We start from the raw sequence: 25,102 nt of genomic DNA on the forward strand, positions 1-25,102 counted from the left end.
CGCGGACTGGATGTGTGCGGGGCCTGGGTGCAGGCGTCACACGTCCAGGAAGCGGACGTCCTTGGCGTTGCGCTGGATGAAGGAGCGGCGGGCCTCGACGTCCTCGCCCATCAGGACGGAGAACAGCTCGTCGGCGCGGGCGGCGTCCTCCAGGGTGACCTGGAGGAGCAGGCGGTGGGCCTGGTCCATGGTGGTGATCCGGAGCTCCTCGGCGTTCATCTCGCCGAGACCCTTGAACCGCTGGATCGCGTCGTCCTTCGGCAGGCGGCGGCCGGCGGCCACGCCCGCCGCGATCACGGCGTCGCGCTCGCGGTCGGAGTAGACGTACTCGAAGTCGTCCTTGCCCCACTTGATCTTGTACAGCGGGGGCATCGCCAGGTACACGTAGCCGGACTCGACCAGCGGCCGCATGAAGCGGAACAGCAGGGTGAGCAGCAGCGTCCGGATGTGCTGCCCGTCGACGTCGGCGTCGGCCATCAGAACGATCTTGTGGTACCGGAGCTTGGACTCGTCGTAGTCCTCCTGGATGCCGCAGCCGAAGGCCGAGATCAGCGCCTGGACCTCGGTGTTCTGCAGCACCTTGTCGATCCGGGCCTTCTCGACGTTCAGGATCTTGCCGCGGATCGGCAGGATGGCCTGGATCCGCGGGTCGCGGCCCTGCTTGGCCGAGCCGCCGGCGGAGTCACCCTCGACGATGAAGATCTCGCACTCGGACGGGTCCTTGGACTGGCAGTCGCTCAGCTTGCCGGGCAGCGAGGCGGACTCCAGCAGGCCCTTGCGGCGCGTGAGGTCGCGCGCCTTGCGGGCGGCGACGCGCGCGGTGGCGGCCTGGATGGACTTGCGGATGATGTCCGAAGCCTCGTTGGGGTTGCGGTCCAGCCAGTCGTTGAGGTGCTCGTGGACCACCTTCTGGACGAAGGTCTTCGCCTCGGTGTTGCCCAGCTTGTCCTTGGTCTGGCCCTCGAACTGCGGCTCGCCGAGCTTGACCGAGATGATCGCGGTCAGGCCCTCGCGGATGTCCTCGCCGGAGAGGTTGTCGTCCTTCTCCCGGAGCAGCTTCTTGTCCCGCGCGTAGCGGTTGACCAGACCGGTCAGCGCCGCGCGGAAGCCCTCCTCGTGGGTGCCGCCGCCGTGGGTGTGGATGGTGTTGGCGAAGGAGTAGACCCCCTCGGTGTACGAGGAGTTCCACTGCATGGCGATCTCCACCGAGATCGTCTTGTCCTTGTCCTCCGCCTCGAAGTCGATCACCGAGGGGTGGATCACGTCGCCCTTGCGGGAGTTGAGGTGGGCGACGAAGTCGGCGATGCCGCCGTCGTACTTGTAGGTGACGGAGAGCGGCTTGCCCTCCTCGTCGACGTGCTCGGGGCGCTCGTCGGTGAGCGAGATGGTCAGGCCCTTGTTGAGGAACGCCATCTCCTGGAAGCGCCGGGAGAGCGTCTCGAAGGAGTAGACCGTGGTCTCGAAGATGTCCGGGTCGGCCCAGAAGGTGACCGTCGTGCCGGTCCGGTCGGTGGCCTCGCCCTTGACCAGCGCCGCGGTCGGGGCGCCCATCTTGTAGTCCTGGGTCCAGCGGTGGCCGTCCCGGTCGATCTCCACCGCGAGCCGGGTGGAGAGCGCGTTCACCACGGAGACGCCGACGCCGTGCAGACCGCCGGAGACCGCGTAGCCGCCGCCGCCGAACTTGCCGCCCGCGTGCAGGACGGTGAGCACGACCTCGACGGCCGGCTTCTCCTGCCCGGGGACGATGTCCACCGGGATACCCCGGCCGTTGTCGACCACCCGGACCGCGCCGTCGGCGAGGAGCATGACGTCGATGGTGTCCGCGTACCCGGCCATCGCCTCGTCGACGGAGTTGTCCACGACCTCCTGCACCAGGTGGTGCAGGCCGCGCTCACCGGTCGAGCCGATGTACATGCCGGGACGCTTGCGGACGGCGTCGAGGCCCTCCAGCACCTGGATGTTGCTGCCGGTGTAGGAAGCCTGGTCGGTCTGGTCTGGGGTCTGGCTGGGGTTGCCGGAATCGGCCACGAAGCGCCCTCTCTGGCACAGCTCGGGCCGCATCCCCACCCCGTGCGGGCGGGCGTGCGACCACGGCGTTTCGACTCGGTTGCCACTAGCAACAGTGTTTGGCTCTCAGTCTACCGGTACGACTGACAGAGATGGGCGTTTGGCAGCCTCTGAGGGCAGATACGCCGCCCTGAATCCCCTCTGCACATGTCCCGATACTCGCCCCGGGGGCTGAGAGCGCCTGGAAGGGCCGTCAGGGGTTCCGGAAGATCCGAGTCCGCTCGGCCCCGGGCCGGCCGGGGTCAGCCCCAGGTGTCGCCCGGCCCCTTGCTGCCCGGAGCGCGCAGCCGGCCGTAACCGCGGACCGGGGCGGCCGGACCCAGCACCTTGATGGTCCGGACCGTGCCGTGACCCAGCTCGTGATTCAGACGGGCCACCAACTGCCTTGCCAACCAGCGGAGTTGGGTCGCCCATGCGGTGGAGTCGCACTGCACGGTGAGAACCGCGGCCTCGTCGTCGTAGGACGTGGGGGTGCAGTGCGCGGCGATGTCCGGGCCGACGATCTGCGGCCACCGGCCCATCACGCCGCCGACGGCCGCCGAGGACTCCCAGCCGCGCTCGGTCAGCAGCCGGTTCAGCGCCGCCCCCAGCGGCACCGGGTCACGGCCGTCCGAGCGGGCCCCGCTGCGCAGACCGTGCCGCTTCGCCTCGCGCTTCTCGCGGACCTGCTCGCCGCGCTGGCGGGCCTGCGCCCGGGCCGCCCGCAGCGCCGACCGGGCCAGATCGGCGCCGGTCAGCTCGGCGCCGCCCTGCTGCGGGGAGTCCTGCGCCGGCTCGCTCACGGCGATCTCCTATCCCCAGCCTGTGGACAACGGTCGGCCGTCCAGCGTACGGGAGCGGGAGGGGTCCTCGGGGCGCCCCCGACCGCTGCGGGTGGGGGGATCGGGTGGGGAAACGGTGCCGGAGCTCAGCCGGTGACGCGCTGGACCGCTCCGTCGGCGACCGAGAACCGGACCCCGGCCAGCGCCTTCGGCACGTCCTCGGCGACGGCGGCGGTGACGAGCACCTGCTCGCCGCCGGCCACCAGTTCGGCCAGCCGGTCGCGGCGGGAGGCGTCCAGCTCGGCGAAGACGTCGTCCAGGACGAGCACGGGCTCACCGCCGTCGGCGCGCAGCAGTTCGTACGAGGCCAGCCGGAGCGCCAGCGCGAACGACCAGGACTCGCCGTGGCTGGCGTAGCCCTTGGCGGGCAGCGGACCGAGTCTGAGCACCAGCTCGTCGCGGTGCGGGCCGACCAGGGTGATCCCCCGCTCGACCTCCTGCTTGCGGACCGTCCGCAGGGCCTGGAGCAGCTGTTCCTCGGCCTGCTCGCGGCTGCCGGGCAGTTCGCCCTCGAAGGAGCTGCGGTACTCCAGGACCGTCTCGCCGCCACCCGGTGCCAGCTGCCCGTAGGCGGCCGTGACCAGCGGCTGGAGGGCGGCCACCAGCTGGATCCGGAAGGCGGTCAGCTCGGCGCCGGACCGGGCCAGGTGACCGTCCCAGACCTCCAGGGTGGAGAGGTCGGCGCCCTTGCCGCCGCCGGCCCGGCGGGCCATCGCGGCGGTCTTCAGCAGGGCGTTGCGTTGCTTGAGCACCCGCTCGTAGTCCTGCCGGACGCCGGCCAGCCGGGGAGCGCGGGCGGTCAGCAGCTCGTCCAGGAACCGCCGTCGCTCGCCGGGGTCGCCCTTCACCAGCGCGAGGTCCTCGGGGGCGAAGAGCACGGTGCGCAGCAGGCCCAGCACGTCGCGCGGCCGGACGTTGTCCGAGCGGTTGATCCGGGCCCGGTTGGCCTTGCCGGGGGTGATCTCCAGCTCGACCAGGGTGGTGCGGGTGCCGGCGACCACGGAGGCGCGCACCACCGCCCGCTCGGCGCCCAGCCTGATCAGCGGGGCGTCGGTGGCCACGCGGTGGCTGCCGAGGGTGGCGAGGTAGCCGACCGCCTCGACCAGGTTGGTCTTGCCCTGGCCGTTGGGACCCACGAACGCCGTCACGCCCGGGTCGAGGGAGACCTCGGCCCGGGCGTAGGAACGGAAGTCGGCGAGCGACAGATGCGCGACGTGCATGGCTGTGGACTGCGCTCGCCTTCTGTGGAGAACCCGGTGGGACCACCCGGGTGGGGACTGCGGGACTACTTGGACTCCACCGCGTGGCCGCCGAACTGGTTGCGCAGCGCGGCGATCATCTTCATCTGCGGCGAGTCGTCCTGGCGGGAGGCGAAGCGGGCGAACAGCGACGCGGTGATGGCCGGCAGCGGCACGGCGTGGTCGATCGCCGCCTCGACGGTCCAGCGGCCCTCGCCGGAGTCGGCGGCCCAGCCCTTGAGCTTGGCCAGGTGCTCGTCGTCGTCGAGGGCGCGGACGGCCAGGTCCAGCAGCCAGGAGCGGATCACGGTGCCCTCCTGCCAGCTGCGGAAGACCTCGCGGACGTCGGTGACCTCGGGGGCCGCCTCCAGCAGCTCCCAGCCCTCGGCGAAGGCCTGCATCATCGCGTACTCGATGCCGTTGTGGACCATCTTGGCGAAGTGGCCGGCGCCGACCGCACCCGCGTGCACGGAGCCGAAGTCGCCCTCGGGCTTGAGCGCGTCGAAGACGGGCTGAACCTTCGCGACGTGCTCGGCCTGGCCGCCGTACATCAGCGCGTAGCCGTTCTCCAGGCCCCAGACGCCGCCGGAGACGCCGCAGTCGACGAAGCCGATCTCCTTGGCGGCGAGCGCCTCGGCGTGCTTGACGTCGTCGGTCCAGCGGGAGTTCCCGCCGTCCACCACCACGTCGCCGGGGGAGAGCAGCTCGGCCAGCTCGTCCACGGTGGCCTGGGTCGCGGCACCCGCCGGGACCATGACCCAGACGACGCGCGGGGCCTGGAGCTTGGAGACCAGCTCCTGAAGGCTCTCGACGTCGGAGATGTCGGGGTTGCGGTCGTAGCCGATGACGGTGTGGCCGGCGCGGCGGATCCGCTCGCGCATGTTGCCGCCCATCTTGCCGAGACCGATGAGGCCGAGCTCCATGACCTAATCCTTACCTGTGGTGACGTCCCTGCGGGCGGCGCCGTTGCCGCGCCTCCCCGAGCCTACGTGCTGAAGCGCAGAGGCCTCCCCGCGGTCGGGCCGACCGGGGGAGACTTCCACAGGTTTGTTCACAGGGCTGTGGGTGACGGCCCCGCGCCCGCCGGCGTCAGCCGGAGAGGCGGACCGGCATGATCAGGTACTGGTAGGCCTCGTCCGCCTCGGCGTCCACCGAGGCCTTGCCGCTGAGCAGCGCGGGCTTGGTCGGGGTGGTGAAGCTCAGCTGGGCGTAGGCGGAGTCGATGGCCTTGAGGCCCTCCTCCAGGTAGCCCGGGTTGAAGGCGATCGAGATGGCGTCGCCCTCCAGGGAGGCGTCGATCCGCTCGGTGGCCTGCGCGTCGTCGCCCGAGCCGGCCTCCAGCGTGAGCACGCCCTCCTCGAAGTTCAGCCGGACCGGGGTGTTGCGCTCGGCGACCAGCGAGACGCGCTTGAGCGCCTCAAGGAAGGGCTGCGTCTGGATCGCCGCGATCGCGTTGAACTCGGTCGGGAAGAGGCTGCGGTACTTCGGGAACTCGCCTTCCAGCAGGCGGGTCGTGGTCCGCCGGCCGGCACCCTCGAAGCCGATCAGACCCTCGCCGGCGCCGCCGGAGGAGAGGGCGATCGAGACGGTGTCGCCGCTGCCCAGGGACTTGGCGATGTCCTGCAGGGTCTTCGCCGGCACCAGGGCGACCGCGGAGATGTCGGACTGCTCGGGCTTCCACAGCAGCTCGCGGACGGCGAAGCGGTAGCGGTCGGTGGCGGCCAGGGTGATCCGGTCGCCCTCGATCTCGACCCGCACACCGGTGAGCACCGGCAGGGTGTCGTCGCGGCCCGCGGCCACGGCGGCCTGGCTGACCGCGGAGGCGAAGACGTCGCCGGAGACGGTGCCGGTCGCGGTCGGCATCTGGGGCAGGGCGGGGTACTCGTCCACCGGGAGGGTGGGGAGGGTGAACCGCGAGCTGCCGCAGACCACGCTGACCCGCTGGCCGTCGGTGGAGAACTCCACGGGCCTGTTGGGCAGGTTCCGCGAGATGTCGTTCAGCAGCCGGCCGGAGACCAGCACGGTGCCGGCCTCCTCGATGTCGGCCTCCAGCCCGACCCGGGCCGAGACCTCGTAGTCGAAGCCGGACAGGGCCAGGCTGCCGTCCTGTGCCGTCAGCAGCAGGCCCGCCAGCACCGGCACCGGCGGCCGTGCCGGGAGGCTGCGGGCCGCCCAGGCCACCGCCTCCGCGAGGACGTCACGCTCCACCCGGAACTTCACCGGTAACCGCCTCCTGGATCGAGCGCTCCCGCTCGCACGTCTGGTTCTTCTGATCTTGGTCTTCGGTCCGCCTGGCCGCCGAGCTCTGCCGCTCCGTGTCCAGTCGCCGAGGACAGTCTGACGTACTCCACCGACAGACGGGGCAGACGGGCGGAAGCAAGTCGAACGGATGTCGGTGAGCGGTTGTCCACAGATTTCGGCCCCACCCACTTTTGAGCTCATCGAACGGTCTATAGGTGTAGTGGTAGTAGTAGGGCCTGTGGAAACCGTGGATAACCCTGTTTGCGCAGGTCAGACCAGGTTTTTTGTCCACAGGGGGTGTGGACCGGGCCTGTGGACGAGCAGGCCCCGCTGTGGACGGCGGAGCGTTACCCACAGGGCACGCTGAGTATCCACAGGTTATCCCCAGCTCCGTCCCCAGATCCGGGCCCGGTTATCCACGGGCCCCGGTCAACATTTCGTGACGCCTTTCACACCTGGGCGTGAACGGCTGCGGAAGGTTGTCGAACTGTGGACACGCCTGTGGACAACCTGGGGATAACCGGGGCTCTCCTGGGGACAACCGGTGGACAACCCGGATGGCCTACTGACGGGCCGACAATTGTCCACAGGCTGTGGACAACGGTTGTGCACAAGTCCACAGGCACCTGACCTGCGCGGAAGAGCGTAGCGGCGGCGGGCCTGTGGAGGAATTCTGGATAACTCACGGCTCCCGGGCCTGTGGACGACGGGAACCCGGTCCGGCCTGTGGATTCCGGCCCTGCGCGCCCGGGGTGTTCGAATCCCTGGTCAGATGTTCGGCGCGGGCTGTGGACTGGCGGTGCATCCGTCGCAGGACATGCCTGCCCCGTCGGAGGCCCGCGCACACCTCGAACATGCCGAAAGGGCGTCAGGATCGCTCCTGACGCCCTTTTCCGGCCACCTGCGGCCGTCGCTGCCACCTGACGGCCCGCCCCGGCGGACGGGCCCGTGCGGCGGCTCCGGCTAGCTCTTGATGCGGTTGGTGAGTTCGGTGACCTGGTTGTAGATCGAGCGCCGCTCGGCCATCAGCGACCGGATCTTGCGGTCGGCGTGCATCACCGTGGTGTGGTCGCGACCGCCGAACTGCGCGCCGATCTTCGGCAGCGAGAGGTCGGTGAGCTCCCGGCACAGGTACATCGCGATCTGACGGGCCGTCACCAGTACGCGGCTGCGGGAGGATCCGCAGAGGTCGTCCACACCCAGCCCGAAGTAGGCGGCGGTCTGCTGCATGATGACCTGCGCGGTGATCTCCGGCCCCGCGTCCTCGTCGCCGCCCGGGATCAGGTCCTTGAGGACGATGCCGGCCAGCTCCAGGTCGACCGGCGCCCGGTTGAGGTTGGCGAAGGCGGTGACCCGGATCAGCGCGCCCTCCAACTCCCGGATGTTCCGGGTGATCCGGGACGCGATGAACTCCAACACGTCTGCGGGGGCGTTCAGTTGCTCCTGGATCGCCTTCTTGCGCAGGATCGCGATGCGGGTCTCCAGCTCCGGCGGGGTGACGTCGGTGATCAGCCCCCACTCGAAGCGGTTGCGGAGCCGGTCCTCCAGCGTGGTCAGCAACTTGGGCGGCCGGTCGGAGGAGAGGACGATCTGCTTGTTGGCGTTGTGCAGGGTGTTGAAGGTGTGGAAGAACTCCTCCTGCGTGGACTCCTTGCTCGCCAGGAACTGCACGTCGTCCACGAGCAGGATGTCCATGTCCCGGTACCGCTTGCGGAAGGTGTCCGCCTTGCCGTCCCGGATCGAGTTGATGAACTCGTTGGTGAACTCCTCCGAGGACACGTAGCGCACCCGGGTGCCCGGGAAGAGGCTGCGGGAGTAGTGCCCGATGGCGTGCAGCAGGTGGGTCTTGCCCAGTCCGGACTCGCCGTAGATGAAGAGCGGGTTGTACGCCTTGGCCGGAGCCTCGGCGACGGCCACCGCGGCCGCGTGCGCGAACCGGTTGCTCGCGCCGATGACGAAGGTGTCGAAGAGGTACTTGGGGTTCAGCCGGGCGGCCGGCTCGTCCTTGCGGGAGCCGCCTGCCGGGGGACCGCCGGGCGGGGCCGGCACCCCGGGCACCGCCTGGCGGTCGGTGGCGCGCTCGGCGCCCCGGTCGGCGCCGCGGTCGGTCGGGGCCTTCTCCGCCGAGCGTCCGCCGGGCGGCCGGCCCGTGGGGGCGCGGCGGCCGGAGCCGGTCCGCGGGTGCTCGCCGGGGCCGGGGCCGTACGCGCCGCCGAACAGGTCGCCCTGCGTGGTCGAGGGCGGCCCGGGCACGGCGGGGCGGGCCGAGGGGCGCTGGGACTCCGCCTGGCGGTAGTCGTCCCGGTAGTCCTCGCGGTACTCCGGGGACGGCTCGGGGTAGCCGGAGCGCCCCTGGTCCTCGTCCCAGTCCTGCTGCCGGGACGGCACGCCGTACCCGCCCCCGGCCCCGCCGCCGTACGAGGGCGCCGGGTGCTCGGGGTAGCCGCCGCCGTACTGGTCGTGGCCGTACTGGTCCCGGCCGTGGTCCGACTCGTAGGGGCGCTCGTACGCGGGCCGTCCGTAGTCGGCGCCGCCGGTCTGCGGGGGGTACGGCTCGGAGGCCGGCGGCTCGGCCGGCACGGGGAAGGGGGCCACGGCGTTGGCGTCGACCATCACGGCGATCCGGACCGGACGGCTGAGCTCGCGGCTGAGGGCCTCGGTCAGCTGCGGGAGCAGCCGACCCTCCAGCACCTGCTTGGCCCGCTCGTTGGGGGTCGCCAGCAGGGCGGTGTCGTGCATCATCCACATCGGTTGGGTGCGCTGCACCCACTGCTTGTCCATCTCCCCGACGTCCGGGTCGCCGACCAGCCGCTCGACGACCCTTGCCCAGACAGGGACGAGGTCGCTGTTGACATCAGCCACTGGTGCACGCTTTCTCGGTTCCCCGCGGCTCCAGCAGGGGTGGTGGATCAAGGATCTGTGGATCGTGGTCCGTTACCGAAGAACAAACCAGACAAGTCCTGCAACGGTAGTCAGCGAACAGAGCCGGATCAAGTCGTTGTCCACAGGCTGTGGGCAAAGGGCGGGGCGGACGCCCCGGGAGGGGCGCGGACAAGCGGCTGGTTTGACCCTCGTGCCCCGTCCCGCGTACCGTAACCAGGTCGAGTTGTCGATGGCCGCTGCCGCATGTCCGCGGGTCCACCCGCTCCATAAGGCGCGCAGCACGGGCGCCGTGGATTGCCCAGAACCCCAGCCGAACTGGGGTGATGGGCCGGATTTCCGAATCAGGGGAGATCACGCGGACGCACGGTGACGGCCAAGCGATCTACCCGTCATCCTACGATTCACCTCAGGAGCCCCCGAGTGAGCAAGCGCACCTTCCAGCCGAACAACCGTCGTCGCGCCAAGACCCACGGCTTCCGGCTGCGTATGCGTACCCGCGCCGGCCGCGCCATCCTGGCTGCCCGCCGTGGCAAGGGCCGCACCAGCCTGTCCGCCTGATCCGCACCAGAGTCTGTTGTGCTGCCCTCCGAGAATCGGCTGCGGCGGCGCCAGGACTTCGCGACCGCAGTCAAACGCGGTCGCCGGGCCGGTAGGCCCCTACTGGTCGTCCATCTCGCCAGAGAGGACGCCCAGGGGGGCCGGACCGACCGGGCCAGCGACTCCCACCCGCACGTCGCCGAGGGGACCCCTTCGGCGCGTGCGGGTTTCGTCGTGAGCAAGGCCGTTGGCCCGGCGGTCATCCGCAACCTGGTCAAGCGCCGGCTGCGCCACCTTGTGCGTGATCGTCTGTCCCGGCTGCCCGCCGGTAGCCTGATAGTGGTGCGTGCGCTGCCCCAAGCCGCGTCCGCCTCGTACCAGGAGCTCGAACGCGACCTGGACGCGGCGCTCAAACGGCTGCTCAAGGCCGAGCACGCCGTTGCGGCGCCGACGGGAGCAGGGCGATGAAGTACCTGCTGATGGGTTTGATCAGGGTCTACCAGTGGACCATCAGCCCACTGCTCGGTCCGGTCTGCCGCTACTACCCCTCCTGCTCGCACTACGGCTACGAGGCCGTGAAGGTGCACGGGGCGGTGAAGGGCGGCGGCCTGACCGCGTGGCGCATCCTGCGTTGCAATCCGTGGACGCCCGGTGGGGTCGACCATGTTCCGCCGCGCAGGCACCCGGTATGGCACCGCCGGTTGCGCGACCTGCTGAAGAGCCGGTCCGCCGCAGACCAGCCGGTGATCATGCCCCCCGCCGGTCCGGACCCAGAGGGCCCGGCGACCATTGGCCCCGTGGGGCCAATCCCAATGTCCAAGGAGCCTGACCGGTGACCTTCTCCTTCCTCAACCCCCTGTACACAGCGGTGTCCTGGATCATCGTCCAGTTCCACTCGCTGTACAGCCACGTTTTCGATCCGAACGGTGGCTGGGCCTGGGGTCTGGCCATCGCCTCGATGGTGGTCGTCATCCGGATCTGCCTGATCCCTCTCTTCGTGAAGCAGATCAAGGCGACCCGGGCCATGCAGGCGATCCAGCCGAAGATGAAGGCCATCCAGGAGCGGTACAAGAACGACCGCCAGCGCCAGTCCGAAGAGATGATGAAGCTGTACAAGGAGGCGGGTACCAACCCGTTCTCCAGCTGCCTTCCCATCCTCGTGCAGGCGCCGTTCTTCACCGCGCTCTACGGCGTGCTCGCCAAGGTCGCCGACGGCAAGCCGATCGGCGTCATCGACGGCACGCTGCTCGACAGCGCCCAGCAGGCCCACATCTTCGGTGCCCCGCTCTCGGCCACCTTCGTGGGCAGCCCCGAGGTCAGCGTCAAGATCGTCGTCGCAGTGATGATCATCCTGATGTCGCTGTCGCAGTTCGTCACCCAGCGCCAGCTGATGACGAAGAACATGGACCTCACGGTCAAGACGCCGTTCATGCAGCAGCAGAAGATGCTGATGTACGTCTTCCCGATCATGTTCGCCGTGATGGGCATCAACTTCCCCGTCGGTGTGCTCGTCTACTGGCTGACCACCAACGTCTGGTCGATGGGCCAGCAGCTGATCGTCATCCGGAACAACCCGACGCCGGGCAGCAAGGCCTGGGACGAGCGCCAGGACCGCCTCAAGAAGGCGGGCCGGCTGAACCCGGACGGCTCGGTCATCACCGGTCCGCTGTGGGGCCTCCTGCCGGCCAAGAAGTCCGCCGCGACCGCCGACGCCGTGGTCGAGGAGTCGGTGCAGGTACGCCGCCAGCAGCCGCGGAAGCAGACCAAGTCGCAGCGCCAGCACGGTGCCCCGACGACCAGCCTCACCAAGGACGCCCCCGCGGAGACGCCGGCGCAGGAGCCCTCGGACGCCGCCCCGGCGGACACGCCGCCGGCCGCTGCCAAGCAGACCGCGGCCCGGCCCGCCGGCGCCAGGTCGGGCCCCGCCCGGCAGCAGCCGAAGCGCGGCGGCGGCGGGCAGCGGCCGAAGAAGAAGTCCTGACCCGTCCGGCCCCGGCCTGTTCCAGCGGCCCCCCGAACCTCGTTACCGGCCCACCACCCGGGCCCATCTCCGAAGGAGTCCATCAGTGACGGAAGGCACCACCTCCGCCGTCGAGGCCGAGGCCGTCGCCAGCACCGACGAGAACGTCGTCGCCCGGCTGGAGCAGGAGGGCGACATCGCGGCGGACTACCTGGAGGGTCTGCTCGACATCGCCGACCTCGACGGTGACATCGACATGGACGTCGAGGGCGATCGCGCCCTGGTCTCCATCGTCGGCGAAGGCAACGACCGTTCCCTGCAGCGTCTGGTCGGCCAGGACGGCGAGGTGCTGGAGGCACTGCAGGAGCTGACCCGGTTGGCCGTCCACCGGGAGACCGGCGAGCGCAGCCGCCTGATGCTGGACATTGCCGGGTTCCGGGCCCGCAAGCGCGAGGAACTGGCCGAGCTCGGGGCCAAGGCCGCGGAGCAGGTGAAGGGCTCGGGGGAGCAGGTCAAGCTGCGCCCCATGACGCCGTTCGAGCGCAAGGTCGTCCACGACGCGGTCGCCGCGGCAGGTCTGCGCAGCGAGTCCGAGGGCGAGGAGCCCCAGCGGTGCGTGGTCGTGCTGCCGGTCTGACCGGCAGGTCGACGACCGGCCGCCTCGGCGGCCGGCACGCTTCAGAGGACTCGACCCCGTCCGCCGTGCGCGGACGGGGTCGTCGTCCCTTCGCGGGGCGTTGGCCCGGCGGAAGATGTTTCACGTGAAACGGTGTGCGGAGAGCGGGTCGGTGGATCCGGGGAGCGGAGAGGTCGAGATGGACACGGAGAGCGCGGCTGCCGGCGGGCCGGAGACGGGTGCCGGAGTGCCGGGTGCCGAGGGCACGGCCGCCGGGGATCGTCCGGCCCCCGCGGCGCCGCCCGCGCCGCCGGCCGTGGCCCGGGAGGTCTTCGGCGAGCGGTACGACGCCGCGGTCCGCTACACCGAGCTGCTGGCCAGTGCGGGCGTCACCCGTGGGCTGATCGGCCCGCGGGAGGTGCCCCGGCTCTGGGACCGCCACGTACTGAACTGCGCCGTCCTCGCCGAGCTGCTGCCGGGCGGGACGACGCTCTGCGACGTCGGCTCCGGCGCCGGCCTGCCGGGCATCCCGGTGGCGCTCGCCCGTCCGGACGTCTCGGTGACGCTGCTGGAGCCGCTGCTGCGCCGGACCACCTTCCTGGAGGAGGTCGTCCGCGAGCTGGGCCTGGAGAACGTCACGGTGCTGCGCGGCAGGGCCGAGGAGATGGTCGGCAAGCTCGCGGTGGACGTGGTGACCGCCCGGGCGGTCGCTCCGCTGGAGCGGCTGGCGGGCTGGGGCCTGCCGCTGCTCCGCCCGCACGGCCAGATGCTGGCGCTCAAGGGCGACAGCGCCGAGCAGGAGCTGGCGGACTCGCGGGCCGGCCTGGCCAAGCTGGGCGCGGTCGAGTGGTCGGTGATCTCGGTCGGTGAGGGCACCCTGGAGACCTCGACCCGGGTGGTCCAGGTCAAGGCGGGGGAGAGCCCCGGTGGCGTGCGGGCGGCGACCCGTCGGGCCAAGGCGGCGGCCAGGGCCGGCCGTGCCGGCGCCGGTGCGGCGCGTACCGGTGAGCGGCCCCGGGGCGGTCGGCGCCGGGGCCGCTGACCCCGGAGTGACGCTCGACACGGGCGGGTGGCCACCGGCCGCCCGCCCGTTCGGCTTCCCGGTGACGACCGGGCGGCCGACAGGAGACTGCCGGAACACCGGAGTGTCGCACCGTCAGAAATCCGACATTGCGGGCATGGTGTTTCACGTGAAACGTCGCTCTCTCCTCTCGGGAATCCTCTCTCGCAGCCGGGCGGCGACTGTTGCCGCTCCGGTTTCACGTGAAACACTGACCCCCATGCAGGACTCGGAGACCATCGACCAGATCGATGACACGCCCATCGCGCGTGCTGCCCAGGCTGCGGTCCAGGCCATCGGCCGGGCGGGGGAGGGTCTGCCCAGGCCCGCCGCGACCCGGGTGATGGTGGTGGCCAACCAGAAGGGCGGGGTCGGCAAGACCACGACCACGGTCAACCTCGCCGCCGCACTGGCCATGCACGGCCTGCGCGTCCTGGTCGTCGACCTCGACCCGCAGGGCAACGCCTCCACCGCGCTCGGCATCGACCACCACGCCGAGGTGCCGTCGATCTACGACGTCCTGGTGGAGGGCAAGCCGCTGGCCGACGTGGTGCAGCCGGTGGTCGACGTGGAGGGGCTGTTCTGCGTCCCCGCCACCATCGACCTCGCCGGTGCGGAGATCGAGCTGGTCTCGCTGGTGGCCCGCGAGAGCCGGCTCCAGCGCGCCATCGCCGCGTACGAGCAGCCGCTGGACTACATCCTGATCGACTGCCCGCCCTCGCTGGGCCTGCTGACGGTCAACGCCATGGTGGCCGGCCAGGAGGTGCTGATCCCGATCCAGTGCGAGTACTACGCGCTGGAGGGCCTCGGTCAGCTGCTGCGCAACGTCGAGCTGGTCCGGGCGCACCTCAACCCGGTGCTGCACGTCTCCACCATCCTGCTCACCATGTACGACGCCCGGACCAGGCTGGCCGCCCAGGTGGCCGAGGAGGTCCGGACGCACTTCCCGCAGGAGGTGCTGCACACCGCCATCCCGCGCTCGGTCCGTGTCTCGGAGGCGCCCAGCTACGGTCAGACGGTGCTCACCTACGATCCGGGCTCCACCGGCGCGCTCTCCTACCTGGAGGCGGCCCGGGAGCTCGCGCTGCGGGCGGTGTCCGCAGCGGGCAACGGCTCGTTGGTGGGGCAGCAGCGGGACCGCGAGCAGCACACCCGACCGGGGCAGGATGCCCCGATGGCACAGCACGGCACGACGGAGGGCAATCGGTGAGTGGTCGCAGGGGTCTGGGACGAGGGCTTGAGGCGCTGATCCGCACCGCCGCGCCGGCGGACGGTGGGGCGGCGCAGCCCGGGGCGATCCCGCCCGCACCGGCCCCGGTGGCGGCCCCCGGGGCCGCCGCGCCGGCCGCGGTGCCGGTCCTGCCGACCAGCCGTGGCACGGTGGCGGCCAAGGCGGCGGTGGAGAGCCGGCGCGAGCTGGCCGACGGGGAGCGCGCCGACGCCGCTGCCGGGCCGGCCCAGCCGGTCGGCGCCTACTTCGCCGAGCTGCCGCTGGACGCGATCACCCGCAACCCGCGCCAGCCGCGCGAGGTCTTCGACGAGGACAAGCTGGCCGAGCTGATCACCTCCATCAAGGAGGTGGGCCTGCTCCAGCCGGTCGTGGTGCGGCAGGTGTCGCCCGAGCGCTTCGAGCTCATCATGGGCGAGCGGCGCTGGCGGGCCTCCCGGGAGGCCGGGCTGGAGCTGATCCCGGCGATCGTCCGGGCCACCGAGGACGACAAGCTGCTGCTGGACGCGCTGCTGGAGAACCTCCACCGGGCGGAGCTGAACGCGCTGGAGGAGGCCGCGGCCTACGACCAGCTGCTGCGGGACTTCTCCTGCACCCACGACGAGCTGGCGGACCGGATCGGTCGCTCGCGCTCGCACGTCTCCAACACGCTGCGGCTGCTGAAGCTCTCGCCGGGAGTCCAGCGGAGGGTGGCGGCCGGGACGCTGACGGCCGGGCACGCCCGCGCGCTGCTCGGCGTGGCGGACCCCGAGCAGCAGGAGGAGCTGGCCAGGCGGATCATCGCGGAGGGGCTCTCGGTGCGGACCACCGAGGAACTCGTCGTGCTGATGAGCGGGCAGGAGCCGAGGCCCAAGCGCTCGGCCGGGCCCAAGGCGGGCAAGCTGCTCTCACCGGCCTTCAACGACCTGGCGAGCCGGCTCTCCGACCGGTTCGACACCCGGGTCAAGGTCGAGGTCTCGCAGCGCGGTGGCAAGCTGGGCAAGGGCAAGGTCGTCCTGGAGTTCGGCTCGGTGGAGGACCTGAACCGGATCCTGGACAGCCTGGCACCGGGCGAGGACGGCTTGCGACTCTCGCAGGGCTGAGCCGCACCGAAGCGGCACACGATGGGTGCATGGTTCACGTGAGCGCTGTTTCACGTGAAACATGCACCCATCGGCGTTCGGGGGAATGCTCGACTGTGGAGTGGACGAGGAGGTGCGGGGCATGGGACGCCGGATCGTTCCGCTGACACTGGACAACCTCGGGGACCTGCCGACGACCTGCCGGTCCTGCGTGTTCTGGGAGCTGGACCCGGTCAGTGGGCGGGCGGCGGTCGAGTCCGGCAAGCCGGAGCTGGAGAAGGAGGGGTGGATCTCCGCCGTCCTGCTGGAGTGGGGCTCCTGCGGCCGGATCGTCTACGTGGACGACCAGCCCGCCGGGTTCGTGCTCTACGCCCCGCCCGCCTACGTCCCGCGCTCGCAGTCCTTCCCGACCAGCCCGGTCTCCTCGGACGCCGTCCAGCTGATGGTCAGCCGTGTGCTGCCGGGCTACCAGCGGCAGGGAATCGGGCGGGTGCTGGTGCAGACGGTGGCCAAGGACCTGCTGGGGCGGGGGTTCCGGGCGATCGAGGCGTTCGGCGCGGTGGGGCGGCAGCCGGTCAGCTGCGTGCTGCCGGCCGAGCACCTGCTGGCGGTGGGCTTCAAGACCGTCCGGCCGCACTTCCGGTACCCGCGGCTGCGGCTGGAGGCGCGGGCCACGCTCTCCTGGCGGGGGGACGTCGAGGGCGCGCTGGAGCGGCTGCTGGGCGGGCGGAAGGAGCCTGCGCTTCGGCCGTTCTGAGCGGCACGGCGACGCGCCGGTACGGCGGCCCGGAGGCGTCTCTCGTGCGGGAGCGGGCGGACGGCGCAGGGACACGACGAGGGCGGGGCTCCCCTCCGTGGGGGAACCCCGCCCTCGTGGCGTCCGGTGGAGCGGGACCTAGATGAGGCCGTCCAGCTCCCGCAGCAGCGCGGCCTTCGGACGGGCACCGGTGATCTGCTTCACCGGCTCGCCGCCCTTGTAGAGGATCAGGGTCGGGATCGAGATGACGCCGTACTGTGCGGCGGTCTCCTGGTTGGCGTCGACATCGAGCTTGGCGATGGTCAGCTTGTCGGCGTTCTCTGCGGCGATCTCGTCGAGGATCGGGGCGACCTGGCGGCACGGGCCGCACCAGGTGGCCCAGAAGTCGACCAGGACGGGCTTGTCGCTGTCCAGGACATCGGCCTTGAACGTCGCGTCGGTGACGGTGGTGGTGGCGCCGGCCACGGGAACTCCTCGGGATCGAACGGAGGGGGCTGCTGCCAGGAGAACAACGGGCGGGCCCGTTCTGTTTCCTGCCTGGCCTGAGCTGGGCTTCTGGAAGCGGGGGTGTTTCACGTGAAACACCCCCGCGAGGGCTGTTCGGTGTGCGGGGCTCAGACCGCGACGGCGGCGGCCTGGGTCTCCAGGTCGGCCAGCGACGCCAGGTAGCGCTCGGCGTCCAGCGCGGCGGAGCAGCCGGTGCCGGAGGCGGTGATCGCCTGGCGGTAGGTGTGGTCGACGACGTCGCCGGCCGCGAAGACGCCCGGGACGTTGGTCCGGGTGGAGGGGGCGTCGACCTTGAGGTAGCCCTCGGCGTCGAGCTCCAGCTGGCCCTTGAAGAGGTCGGTGCGCGGGTCGTGGCCGATCGCGATGAAGAGGCCGGTGACCGGCAGCTCCCGGGTCTCGCCGGTGGTGGTGTCGCGCAGGGTGACGCCGGTCAGCTTCGGGTCGCCGTGGATGGACTCGACCGCGCTGTCCCACTCGAAGCTGATCTTCTCGTCGGCGAAGGCGCGCTCCTGCATCGCCTTGGAGGCGCGCAGGCTGTCGCGGCGGTGGATGACCTTCACGCTGCGGGCGAAGCGGGAGAGGAAGGTCGCCTCCTCCAGCGCGGTGTCGCCGCCGCCGACCACCGCGATGTCCTGGTCGCGGAAGAAGAAGCCGTCACAGGTGGCGCACCAGGACACGCCGCGCCCGGAGAGCTTGTCCTCGTTCGGCAGACCGAGCTTGCGGTGCTGGGAACCGGTGGTGACGATCACGGCGCGGGCCTTGTGGACGTTGCCCTCGGAGTCGGTGACGGTCTTGACGTCGCCGGTGAGGTCGACCGAGACGATGTCGTCCGGGATCAGCTCGGCGCCGAACCGCTCGGCCTGCGCCCGCATGTTGTCCATCAGCTCGGGGCCCATGATGCCGTCCCGGAAGCCGGGGAAGTTCTCGACCTCGGTGGTGTTCATCAGGGCACCACCGGCGGTGACGGCGCCCTCGAAGACCAGGGGCTTGAGGGCAGCCCGGGCCGTGTAGAGCGCAGCCGTGTAGCCGGCCGGGCCGGAACCGATGATGATCACGTTACGGACGTCGCTCACTGCATCTCCTGGTTCGCATCGCGACCCGCGTTTGCTGCGGGGAGGGCGGTCCTGCTCCGCCGCCCGGGACAACGACTGACCAGTGTCTCGCATTCCCAGGCGGATCAGTACCAGCCGCCCGCACTGTGGGAGTGTCGGACGGGCCGGAGCGTGGATCGCACGGGAACCACCGGTCAGCGGGAGGGAACCACGCGGTGCAGCAGGACCGGACCGCATCCGGGTGCGCGGAGGTACACGTCGACCTGGTCCGTCCGGCCGGGCAGTCCGTAGACGAGGACCTCGGCGGGCGTGCCCCCGTAGCTGCCCAGGTCGGTCGCCAGCAGCGGGCCGGTGGCGGGGGCCGGGCAGGTCGGGGTGGAGCGTCCGCCGCCGGTCAGGCCCTGGGTGTCGGCGGGCGGTACGGCGGTCGCGCCGGAGGCTTCGGGCGGCCGTGACGGCTTGACGGGAGTGCCGGGCGTGTCGGGCGTGTCGGCGGGCGGTGCGGCGGTCCCGGTGCCGCTGCCTCGGCCGGCGAGCAGCAGTTGGACCTGTGCGGCGAGCAGTTCGTCGCGGTAGGCCGTCCCGCCGCCCTGGTCCGGGTCGGCGCCCCCGGTGTCCTCCTTGGTGCCCGGGACGGCGGGGCTGCCGGGGAGGACGTGGCCGGCGGCGGGGCTGCCGGCCGAGACCGTGCTGGTGTCCTGGAGCTTCCGGTCGGCCCCGGCGGTCAGGGCCAGGAAGGTGCCGCCGAGGCCGACCGCGAGCAGGGCGGCGGCCGAGCCGAGCAGCAGGGCGGCGCGCCGGCGCCGGGTGCGGGGACGTCCGGGGCCGGTGGTCGCGCCCGGGCGCCCGGCCGGCGCCCTGGAGGGGGTCTCGGCCGGTGTTCCCGGGGTCGGGGTGGCGTGGGCAGGCCGGGGCGCCGCGGTGTCCTTCCCGGGGCCCCGGAGGGCGTTCCCGGGGGTGCGGTGGGCAGCCGCCGACTCGTCCCGGGCGGCTGCGGACTCGTCCTGCTCGGCCGCGGCCGCGGCGAGGGCGGCGTCGATCCGGGCGGCGACGTCGGCGGGCACGGGCGGGGCTTCGGCCGCGCCGAGCAGCGTCCGCACCTCGGCCAGTGCGTCGGCGGTCTCCCGGCACTCGGCGCAGTCGGCCAGGTGCCGGCGGAGCGCCCCGGCCGCGTCGGCGGGCTCGACCAGTCCCTCGGCGAGGTCGGCCAGCTCGTCGACCGAGGGGTGCGGTCCGGTGGCGGGTGCGGGGTCGGGGGAGGAGAGGGGTGCGGTCATCGTGTGCTCGCATCTCCTTCCAGAATCGGCCGGGCGGTGTCCGGGGCTGTCCCTGTGACGGTCCGCGGGCCGGGTGGGTTCCCGGACGGACCGCTCGCGGCGGGCGGCTTCTGCGCCCGTGCCGGTGGCCCCGCGTCGGCCGGGGCGGGTGCGGACGCCGGCCCCCGGGCGGGCGGTGTTTCACGTGAAACACCGGCGGCCTCCTCGCGGAGGTGGCGGACCAGCGGCAGCAGCCGGGCCCGGCCCCGGGCGCAGCGGCTCTTCACCGTCCCGACCGGCACCCCGAGCAGTTCCGCGGCCTCGGCGACCGGGTAGCCCTGCATGTCGACCAGGACCAGGGCCGCCCGTTGTTCGGCGGGCAGCTCGGCGAGCGCGGCGGTCACCTCGCGGTGCACCTCGGCGCGGACCACCGGGGAGTCGGCCGGCTCGGACGAGCCCACCAGTGCGTCCAGCCGCCGGGGGTCGTCGTCGAGCGGCTTGGTGCGGCGGCCGGCCGCCCGGCGGGCGCGGTCCAGACAGGCGTTCACCACGATCCGGTGCAGCCAGGTGGTGACGGCCGAGCGGCCCTGGAACGTGTGGGCGGCGCGGAACGCGGACACCAGGGCGTCCTGCAGGGCGTCGGCGGCCTCCTCGCGGTCGCCGAGGGTGCGCAGGGCGACCGCCCAGAGCCGGTCTCGGTGGCGGTTCACCAACAGGCCGAAGGCCTCCCGGTCGCCGCCGACGTGCCGGGCGAGGAGCGCCGCGTCGTCGTCGGTCCGCTCCGGTCCGTCGTCCGCCACTGCCACCCCTCGCCGTCCGTGCCCCGCCGCCGTCCCCGCCGCTGCCGCCGTCCCGGGTCGGCTCAGCCGGAGACCCGGACCTCCGCGACGTGGCCGCGGTACTTCCCGTCCGAATCCTTCGACAGGCCGGTCAGCCAGATCAAGAGGTAGCGGGTGGTGACCGGGTTGTCCAGGTTGTACTCGACCGCGGTGCCGGCCTTCTTGCCCGCGACCGTGAAGTCCCCGGGCTTGGCGGCCATCGGGTCGCCGGTGACCCCCGGTCCGGGGATCCGCAGCTCGGCCGTGGTGGCGGTGCCGAACTGCACGTTCACCGACGAGACCGGCTGCTGCGTGCCGAGGTCGAGCAGCAGGCCGATGCCCTCCTTGGCCGGCGGCTTGGGACCGAACGGGTCGTTGTACCAGCCGCTGGTCCACTCGGTGTCGGGCTTGCCGTCGATGGCGTTGGGGAGGGAGTCCTTGCCCTGCGGGGACGTGCCCAGCGGGTTGTAGTCGAACGCCTCCTTGACCGGGATCGGCACCGGTGTGCGCGGGGCCGCGTGGGTGGTGGGGGAGGCGGAGGTGTTGCTGGGCTGGGGGGCCGCGACGGCGGGGCCGGTGCCACGCAGGTTGTCCACCAGCTGCCAGGAGGCGACGCCGATGGCGCCGAGCGCGACCGTCCACGCCGTCACCTTGACCACCCGGCGCAGCCGCCGCCCGGTGCGCCGCGCCGGGGCGGCCGCCATCGGGGTCGGCCCCGTGCCGGGGGGCGCCACCACCCGGGTCGGGTTGGGCGCGGTGGGCAGCGCGTGGGTGTTGTGCCGCGGCGGGGCGGCGAAGACCGGCAGTTCGGGCTCGGGCTGGCGGATGCGCGGCATCAGCGCGATCGCCTTGGCCAGCTCCTCGGGGGTGGCGATCGGCTCGGCGTGGTGCGGCGGGTGGTCGAACAGGGCGCGGGCGGCCAGTTCGGAGAGGCCCTTGTGGACCCCGGCCCGGACCTGGGCCGGCGGCACGTCGCGGAGGTTCCTGGGGAGCCCCTGGAGGTCGTAGCGGTCCTCCGGGAACGGCCAGCGGTGGGTGAGCGCGGCGTACAGCAGCGCGCCGATGGCCCGGGTGTCGGCCCGCTCGGCGTCCTGGGCGGTGCCGTCGACGGGCAGGCCGCGCAGGGCCGCGTCCACCGCGATGCCGTTGATCCGGTACTGGCCGCTGTCGGTGCGCAGGACGCAGCGCGGCGTGAGCCGCAGGTGCGCCTGGCCGCGCCGGTGGGCGGCGGCGACGGCATCGGTGACCTGGCGGACCATCTGGTAGGCCTCGTGCGGCTCCATCGGTCCGTCGGCGAGCAGCTTGGCGAGGTCGGAGGCGTGCGGCAGCCACTCGCGCACGACGTAGACCAGCTCGCCCTCCTGGACGGCGTCCAGGACCTGGACGAAGCGCGGGTCGTTGAGCAGGGCGGCCGACTTGGCGGCGGCCAGCACCTTGCGGGACCGCTGGTGGCCGGAGGCCATCAGGTGGACGCCGACGTCGCGGCGCAGCTTCTCGTCGACCGCGCGCCAGCTGCTGAAGGTCTCGGTCGAGGAGATGCACTCCTCCAGCCGGTACCGGTGGCCGATCATGTCGCCGCTGTGCCGCAGCGGGGCGGGCAGGGTCTGCGGCAGGGTGGCGGTGTCCCGGGGGTCGTGGGTGGGCTGCGGGTCCTGGGGCGGGCGCCCGGGGGGCCGGCGGGTGGTCGCCCCGGCGGCGGCCCGGCGGCGGGCCTCGGCGGCGCGTGCGGCTCCGGAGGCAAGCTCTGCGGCGATCTCGGAGGCCGACAGCGGGGCGGTGGTCTCCGAGGTCTCCTCGCTCCCTGCGGGGGAGCCGCTTCCGGCGGGGGTGACGCCCGGCGAACCGGCGTCGGAGGGCTCGGCGTCGGAAGGCTCGGTGCCGGGGTCCTCGGTGCCGGAGTGCTCGGTGCTGGAGTGCTCGGTGTCCGGGGCGTCGGCCCCGGGGGAGTCGGTCTCCGGGGAGTCCTGTCCGTCGTCGTCGGCCGTGGTGGCCCGGGCCGTGCCTTCGGCGAGTTCGTCGATCGCCGCGGCCAGTGCGGCCTCGTCCGCCGCTCCGTCCGTCGTTGACGTGTCGACGACCGCCTTGGTGCCATCAGCCACCGTGGTCCTGCCTCCCCTTTGTCGCCCCGGGCCTGAGTGAGTCTTTGGTGCTCGCGGCCAGTGGCCCCGGTGCTCCAGGACAATTGTGCCCACTCTTCTCCACCGGGTACGACCGCTGAAAGGTCCGCGTGGTTGCGCGACGGTGGAGAGATGTGGTGCAGATCCGGCGTCGGGCCGCTCTGCCGGCCCCGGGATGACCCGGGGCCGGCAGAGCGGCCCGACGCCCGCCCCGACGGGGCGGAGATTCCGGTCCGTCCGGTTGACGCCCGGTCAGGGCGTCCGCCGGTGCGGCCGGTCGGTACGTACGGTCGGTCAGCGGCCGAGTCGGCCGCGCACCATGCCCAGCATGGCGTTCAGCTCCTCGATCCGCAGCCGCTTCGCGATGAGCACGAAGACGGCCAGCTGGAGCCCGCCGGCCACGACGACGGTGAGAATACTGCCGATCCAGCCGTCGAGCACCTGCTGGACCGCCAGGCTCGCGCCGATGCCGACCAGGGCACCCGGAACGCAGGCCGCCGTCAGGCGGGTGTAGGTCCGGCTGATCCGCTTGGTGTCCAGGCCGCCGATCTTCTTCTTCAGCTTGGGCACCGCCACCATCACCCCGATGGCGTAGGCGAGGCCGTAGCCGAACGCCATGCCGACCACCGTCCATTCGGAGGGCAGGGCGAACCAGCAGACCAGCGAGAAGCCGGCCTGGCAGACCGCCACCCAGACGGTGTTGGAGAACGGGGTGCGGGTGTCCTCGTAGGCGTAGAAGCCGCGCAGCATCACGTACTGCGCGGAGTACGGGATCAGGCCGAGGGCGAACGCGGAGAGCATCAGACCCACGTTGGTCGCGCTGTCCAGCGCGGCCTCGCCGCCGCCCACCGCGTAGATCGCCCGGCCGATCGCCGGGCCCAGGGCCAGGAAGAGGAAGGCACCGGGGACGACCGCCACCGCCGTGGTGCGCAGCCCGTACGAGATGTCGTCGCGGACGGCGCCGGCGTCCTCGTCGGCGGCCGCGCGGGAGAGCCGGGGGAGCACCGCGCTCATGATCGAGACGGTGATGACGGCCTGCGGGAGCTGCCAGATCAACAGGGCGTTGGAGAACGCGGCGAGACCGACGCCGTTGTGGCCGCCCTTCTCGGCGGCGCTGCCGGCGGCGGTGGCCAGCTGGGTGATGACCAGGTAGCCGGCCTGGTTGGCGAGGACGAAGAAGAACGTCCACTTGGCCAGCCGGGCGGCCTTGCCCAGACCGTGACCGCGCCAGTCGAAGCGAGGCCGGAAGGAGAAGTCGGCCGCCCGCAGGTACGGGATCATCGCCAGCGCCTGGACGACCAGGCCGACCAGGGTGCCGATGCCGAGCAGCCGGACGCCCTCGGGGCTGATCGTCTCCGGGGTGACGTGGGTGGTGCCGAATCCGCCGTAGACCCAGAGGTAGGAGCCGAAGGTGAAGATGACCACGACGTTGTTGAGGACCGGTGTCCACATCATCGCGCCGAACCGGCCGCGTGCGTTGAGGACCTGTCCCATCACCACGTGGATGCCCATGAAGAAGATGGTCGGCAGGCAGTACCGGGCCATGGCCACGGTGGTGTCGGCGCGGGCCGCGTTCTCCATCATCGGGTGCGAGATGAGCTGGACCAGCAGCGGTGCGCCGGCCACGGCCAGTAGGACCACCGCGCCGAGCCCGACCATCACCAGGGTGAGCAGCCGGCTGGCGTAGGCGGTGCCGCCGTCCGCGTCGTTCTTCATGCTGCGGACCAGCTGGGGCACGAAGACGGCGTTGAGCGCGCCGCCGCCGATCAGGATGTACAGCAGGGTCGGCAGGGTGTACGCGGCGTTGTACGAGTCACCCATCACGCCGACGCCGATCGCCGCCGTGATGACCATGGTGCGGACGAAGCCGGTGCCGCGGGAGACGAGGGTGCCGGCCGCCATGATCGCGCTGGAGTTCAGCAGCGAGGCGACCTTGCCGCCGCCGGCCGCCGGGGCGGGAGCGGGGGGCGCGGTGCCCGCGCGCTCCTCGGCGACGATGTCCTCCAGCGGTTCCACCGCGGGCGGCAGCTGGACCGCCGCCACCTGCATGGTGGCCTCCGCCTCGGAGAGCGGCGGGTCGAACTCGATCGGCGGCACGAACGGGCGCGGCCCGTCGGGGCCGTTCCCGTGGCCGTGGCCGTAGCCGTGCGGCGCCTGCGGAGCGTGGGGTGCCTGCGGAGCGTGGGGTGCCTGCGGTGCCTGCCCCGGGTACGCGCCGGCCGGGGGGTACGGCGCGGGCGGGGCGAACGGGCCGGGTGCGGCGGGCGGCGCGGCCGCCGGCCGGCCCGGGGGGTACGGGTGGGCCGGGGACGGCTGGGCCGGCGGGCGGGGCGCCTCCGCGGTCGCCTGGTTGCCGCCGAACAGCGCGTCCACCCCGACGTACTCGGTGGACTCGGAGTCCCAGGTCGAGTGCGCCGGGCCGGGCTGCCACTGCGGCTGCCCGCCCCACGCACCCGGAGCCGGTGCGGCGGGCGCGGCCGGTCCGGGCTGCTGCTGCTCCCAGCCCTGCCGGCCGTCCTGGGCCGGGGTGTCCCAGCCGGGCTGCACCGGCGGGACGGGGGCGGTGAACGGCGCCGGCGGCACCGGCGTCGGGTAGTCGCCGCCCTGCGGCGGGAGCTGCGGCGGCACGTCGTACGCCGCCGCCTGCTGCTGCGGCGCGGCGGGGCGGGCGGCCCGCAGGCCGTACGGGTCCGGGTCGCCCTGCCGGTCCTGGTACGCGTCGGCCGCGTACGGGTCCTGGGCATAGGTGTCGGCCACGTACCAGTCGCCGGAGGGCGACTCGGCGCCCGGACGGCCCTCACCGCGGCCCGGAGGCCGCTCATCGCTGCGCCCGGTCATGTCACCTCTTCGCTGTCGTGGGGGAGGCCGCCCCGGAGTCGGGCG

General features: G+C 72.3%; 21 protein-coding genes. 9 read left to right on the forward strand and 12 right to left on the reverse strand.

Annotation, left to right across the window (positions count from 1 at the left end; genetic code table 11):
- Nucleotides 1–36: 36 nt before the first annotated feature.
- From gyrB to dnaA, 6 genes are all read right to left on the reverse strand, one after another.
- On the reverse strand, nt 37–2,061 hold the full coding sequence (gene gyrB, locus ABZY91_RS01770; protein ID WP_329884798.1) for a DNA topoisomerase (ATP-hydrolyzing) subunit B: 2,025 nt from the start codon (nt 2,059–2,061) through the stop codon (nt 37–39).
- A gap of 248 nt (nt 2,062–2,309) precedes the next feature.
- Nucleotides 2,310–2,849 carry a DciA family protein gene (locus ABZY91_RS01775; RefSeq protein WP_329884799.1) on the reverse strand — a complete coding sequence of 180 codons (540 nt, stop codon included), beginning with the start codon at nt 2,847–2,849 and terminating at the stop codon, nt 2,310–2,312.
- A 125-nt stretch (nt 2,850–2,974) separates the two neighbouring features.
- Entirely contained in the window at nt 2,975–4,108 is a 1,134-nt protein-coding gene (recF, locus tag ABZY91_RS01780) for a DNA replication/repair protein RecF (protein WP_329884800.1), read from the reverse strand.
- 65 nt (nt 4,109–4,173) lie between these two features.
- Nucleotides 4,174–5,049, reverse strand: coding sequence for a phosphogluconate dehydrogenase (NAD(+)-dependent, decarboxylating) (gene gnd / locus ABZY91_RS01785; RefSeq protein ID WP_329949605.1), 876 nt, complete (start codon nt 5,047–5,049; stop codon nt 4,174–4,176).
- Nucleotides 5,050–5,215: 166 nt separating this feature from the next.
- Nucleotides 5,216–6,346 (reverse strand): DNA polymerase III subunit beta, encoded by a 1,131-nt coding sequence (gene dnaN / locus ABZY91_RS01790; protein ID WP_329884802.1) that lies wholly within the window; start codon nt 6,344–6,346, stop codon nt 5,216–5,218.
- Nucleotides 6,347–7,330: 984 nt separating this feature from the next.
- Nucleotides 7,331–9,229 (reverse strand): chromosomal replication initiator protein DnaA, encoded by a 1,899-nt coding sequence (gene dnaA, locus ABZY91_RS01795; RefSeq protein ID WP_355399074.1) that lies wholly within the window; start codon nt 9,227–9,229, stop codon nt 7,331–7,333.
- A 441-nt stretch (nt 9,230–9,670) separates the two neighbouring features.
- Here dnaA and rpmH point away from each other — a divergent pair, with 441 nt between their 5' ends.
- The 9 genes from rpmH to ABZY91_RS01840 all read left to right on the forward strand — a co-directional run bounded on the left by rpmH (nt 9,671) and on the right by ABZY91_RS01840 (nt 16,469).
- Nucleotides 9,671–9,808, forward strand: coding sequence for a 50S ribosomal protein L34 (rpmH, locus tag ABZY91_RS01800; RefSeq protein ID WP_030392420.1), 138 nt, complete (start codon nt 9,671–9,673; stop codon nt 9,806–9,808).
- Between the two features lie 18 nt (nt 9,809–9,826).
- Nucleotides 9,827–10,255, forward strand: a complete 429-nt coding sequence (gene rnpA / locus ABZY91_RS01805) for a ribonuclease P protein component (RefSeq protein WP_329884804.1) — start codon at nt 9,827–9,829, stop codon at nt 10,253–10,255.
- Complete coding sequence (gene yidD, locus ABZY91_RS01810) at nt 10,252–10,623, forward strand: membrane protein insertion efficiency factor YidD (protein WP_329884805.1); 372 nt, start codon at nt 10,252–10,254, stop codon at nt 10,621–10,623. The genes rnpA and yidD overlap by 4 nt, the downstream gene beginning before the upstream one ends.
- A complete protein-coding gene (gene yidC / locus ABZY91_RS01815; protein WP_329884806.1) occupies nt 10,620–11,768 on the forward strand; it encodes a membrane protein insertase YidC in 1,149 nt (382 codons plus the stop codon). The genes yidD and yidC overlap by 4 nt, the downstream gene beginning before the upstream one ends.
- A gap of 85 nt (nt 11,769–11,853) precedes the next feature.
- Nucleotides 11,854–12,384, forward strand: a complete 531-nt coding sequence (locus tag ABZY91_RS01820) for a R3H domain-containing nucleic acid-binding protein (protein ID WP_329884807.1) — start codon at nt 11,854–11,856, stop codon at nt 12,382–12,384.
- Between the two features lie 178 nt (nt 12,385–12,562).
- A complete protein-coding gene (gene rsmG, locus ABZY91_RS01825) occupies nt 12,563–13,405 on the forward strand; it encodes a 16S rRNA (guanine(527)-N(7))-methyltransferase RsmG (protein WP_355399078.1) in 843 nt (280 codons plus the stop codon).
- 238 nt (nt 13,406–13,643) lie between these two features.
- Nucleotides 13,644–14,633: a ParA family protein gene (locus ABZY91_RS01830; protein ID WP_329884809.1), complete on the forward strand. Its 990-nt coding sequence runs from the start codon at nt 13,644–13,646 to the stop codon at nt 14,631–14,633.
- A complete protein-coding gene (locus ABZY91_RS01835) occupies nt 14,630–15,733 on the forward strand; it encodes a ParB/RepB/Spo0J family partition protein (protein WP_329948388.1) in 1,104 nt (367 codons plus the stop codon). Before ABZY91_RS01830 ends, ABZY91_RS01835 begins: the two co-directional genes overlap by 4 nt.
- 121 nt (nt 15,734–15,854) lie before the next feature.
- Complete coding sequence (locus ABZY91_RS01840) at nt 15,855–16,469, forward strand: GNAT family N-acetyltransferase (protein WP_355399081.1); 615 nt, start codon at nt 15,855–15,857, stop codon at nt 16,467–16,469.
- Nucleotides 16,470–16,607: 138 nt separating this feature from the next.
- Here the strand turns inward: ABZY91_RS01840 and trxA are convergent, their stop codons facing one another.
- The 6 genes from trxA to murJ form a co-directional block, all read right to left on the reverse strand.
- Nucleotides 16,608–16,934 carry a thioredoxin gene (gene trxA, locus ABZY91_RS01845; RefSeq protein WP_329884812.1) on the reverse strand — a complete coding sequence of 109 codons (327 nt, stop codon included), beginning with the start codon at nt 16,932–16,934 and terminating at the stop codon, nt 16,608–16,610.
- Nucleotides 16,935–17,083: 149 nt separating this feature from the next.
- Complete coding sequence (trxB, locus tag ABZY91_RS01850) at nt 17,084–18,049, reverse strand: thioredoxin-disulfide reductase (RefSeq protein ID WP_329884813.1); 966 nt, start codon at nt 18,047–18,049, stop codon at nt 17,084–17,086.
- Between the two features lie 173 nt (nt 18,050–18,222).
- Entirely contained in the window at nt 18,223–19,305 is a 1,083-nt protein-coding gene (locus ABZY91_RS01855; protein ID WP_355399084.1) for a zf-HC2 domain-containing protein, read from the reverse strand.
- Nucleotides 19,302–20,084 (reverse strand): RNA polymerase sigma factor SigM, encoded by a 783-nt coding sequence (sigM, locus tag ABZY91_RS01860; protein WP_355399086.1) that lies wholly within the window; start codon nt 20,082–20,084, stop codon nt 19,302–19,304. The genes ABZY91_RS01855 and sigM overlap by 4 nt, the downstream gene beginning before the upstream one ends.
- A gap of 62 nt (nt 20,085–20,146) precedes the next feature.
- Nucleotides 20,147–22,201, reverse strand: a complete 2,055-nt coding sequence (locus ABZY91_RS01865) for a serine/threonine protein kinase (RefSeq protein WP_355399088.1) — start codon at nt 22,199–22,201, stop codon at nt 20,147–20,149.
- Between the two features lie 312 nt (nt 22,202–22,513).
- Nucleotides 22,514–25,057 (reverse strand): murein biosynthesis integral membrane protein MurJ, encoded by a 2,544-nt coding sequence (gene murJ / locus ABZY91_RS01870; protein WP_355399090.1) that lies wholly within the window; start codon nt 25,055–25,057, stop codon nt 22,514–22,516.
- Nucleotides 25,058–25,102: the final 45 nt, after the last annotated feature.

The organism is Kitasatospora sp. NPDC002965 (assembly GCF_040611255.1).
Classification (GTDB): Bacteria; Actinomycetota; Actinomycetes; order Streptomycetales; family Streptomycetaceae; genus Kitasatospora.

Excerpts from the sequence above, each read along its gene's own strand:
- yidD (WP_329884805.1), top strand. The coding sequence starts at position 10,252 with ATGAAGTACCTGCTGATGGGTTTGATCAGGGTCTACCAGTGGACCATC.
- ABZY91_RS01840 (WP_355399081.1), top strand. The coding sequence starts at position 15,855 with ATGGGACGCCGGATCGTTCCGCTGACACTGGACAACCTCGGGGACCTG.
- recF (WP_329884800.1), bottom strand. The coding sequence starts at position 4,108 with ATGCACGTCGCGCATCTGTCGCTCGCCGACTTCCGTTCCTACGCCCGG.
- ABZY91_RS01830 (WP_329884809.1), top strand. The coding sequence starts at position 13,644 with ATGCAGGACTCGGAGACCATCGACCAGATCGATGACACGCCCATCGCG.
- murJ (WP_355399090.1), bottom strand. The coding sequence starts at position 25,057 with ATGACCGGGCGCAGCGATGAGCGGCCTCCGGGCCGCGGTGAGGGCCGT.
- gnd (WP_329949605.1), bottom strand. The coding sequence starts at position 5,049 with ATGGAGCTCGGCCTCATCGGTCTCGGCAAGATGGGCGGCAACATGCGC.
- rsmG (WP_355399078.1), top strand. The coding sequence starts at position 12,563 with ATGGACACGGAGAGCGCGGCTGCCGGCGGGCCGGAGACGGGTGCCGGA.
- gyrB (WP_329884798.1), bottom strand. The coding sequence starts at position 2,061 with ATGCGGCCCGAGCTGTGCCAGAGAGGGCGCTTCGTGGCCGATTCCGGC.
- ABZY91_RS01855 (WP_355399084.1), bottom strand. The coding sequence starts at position 19,305 with ATGACCGCACCCCTCTCCTCCCCCGACCCCGCACCCGCCACCGGACCG.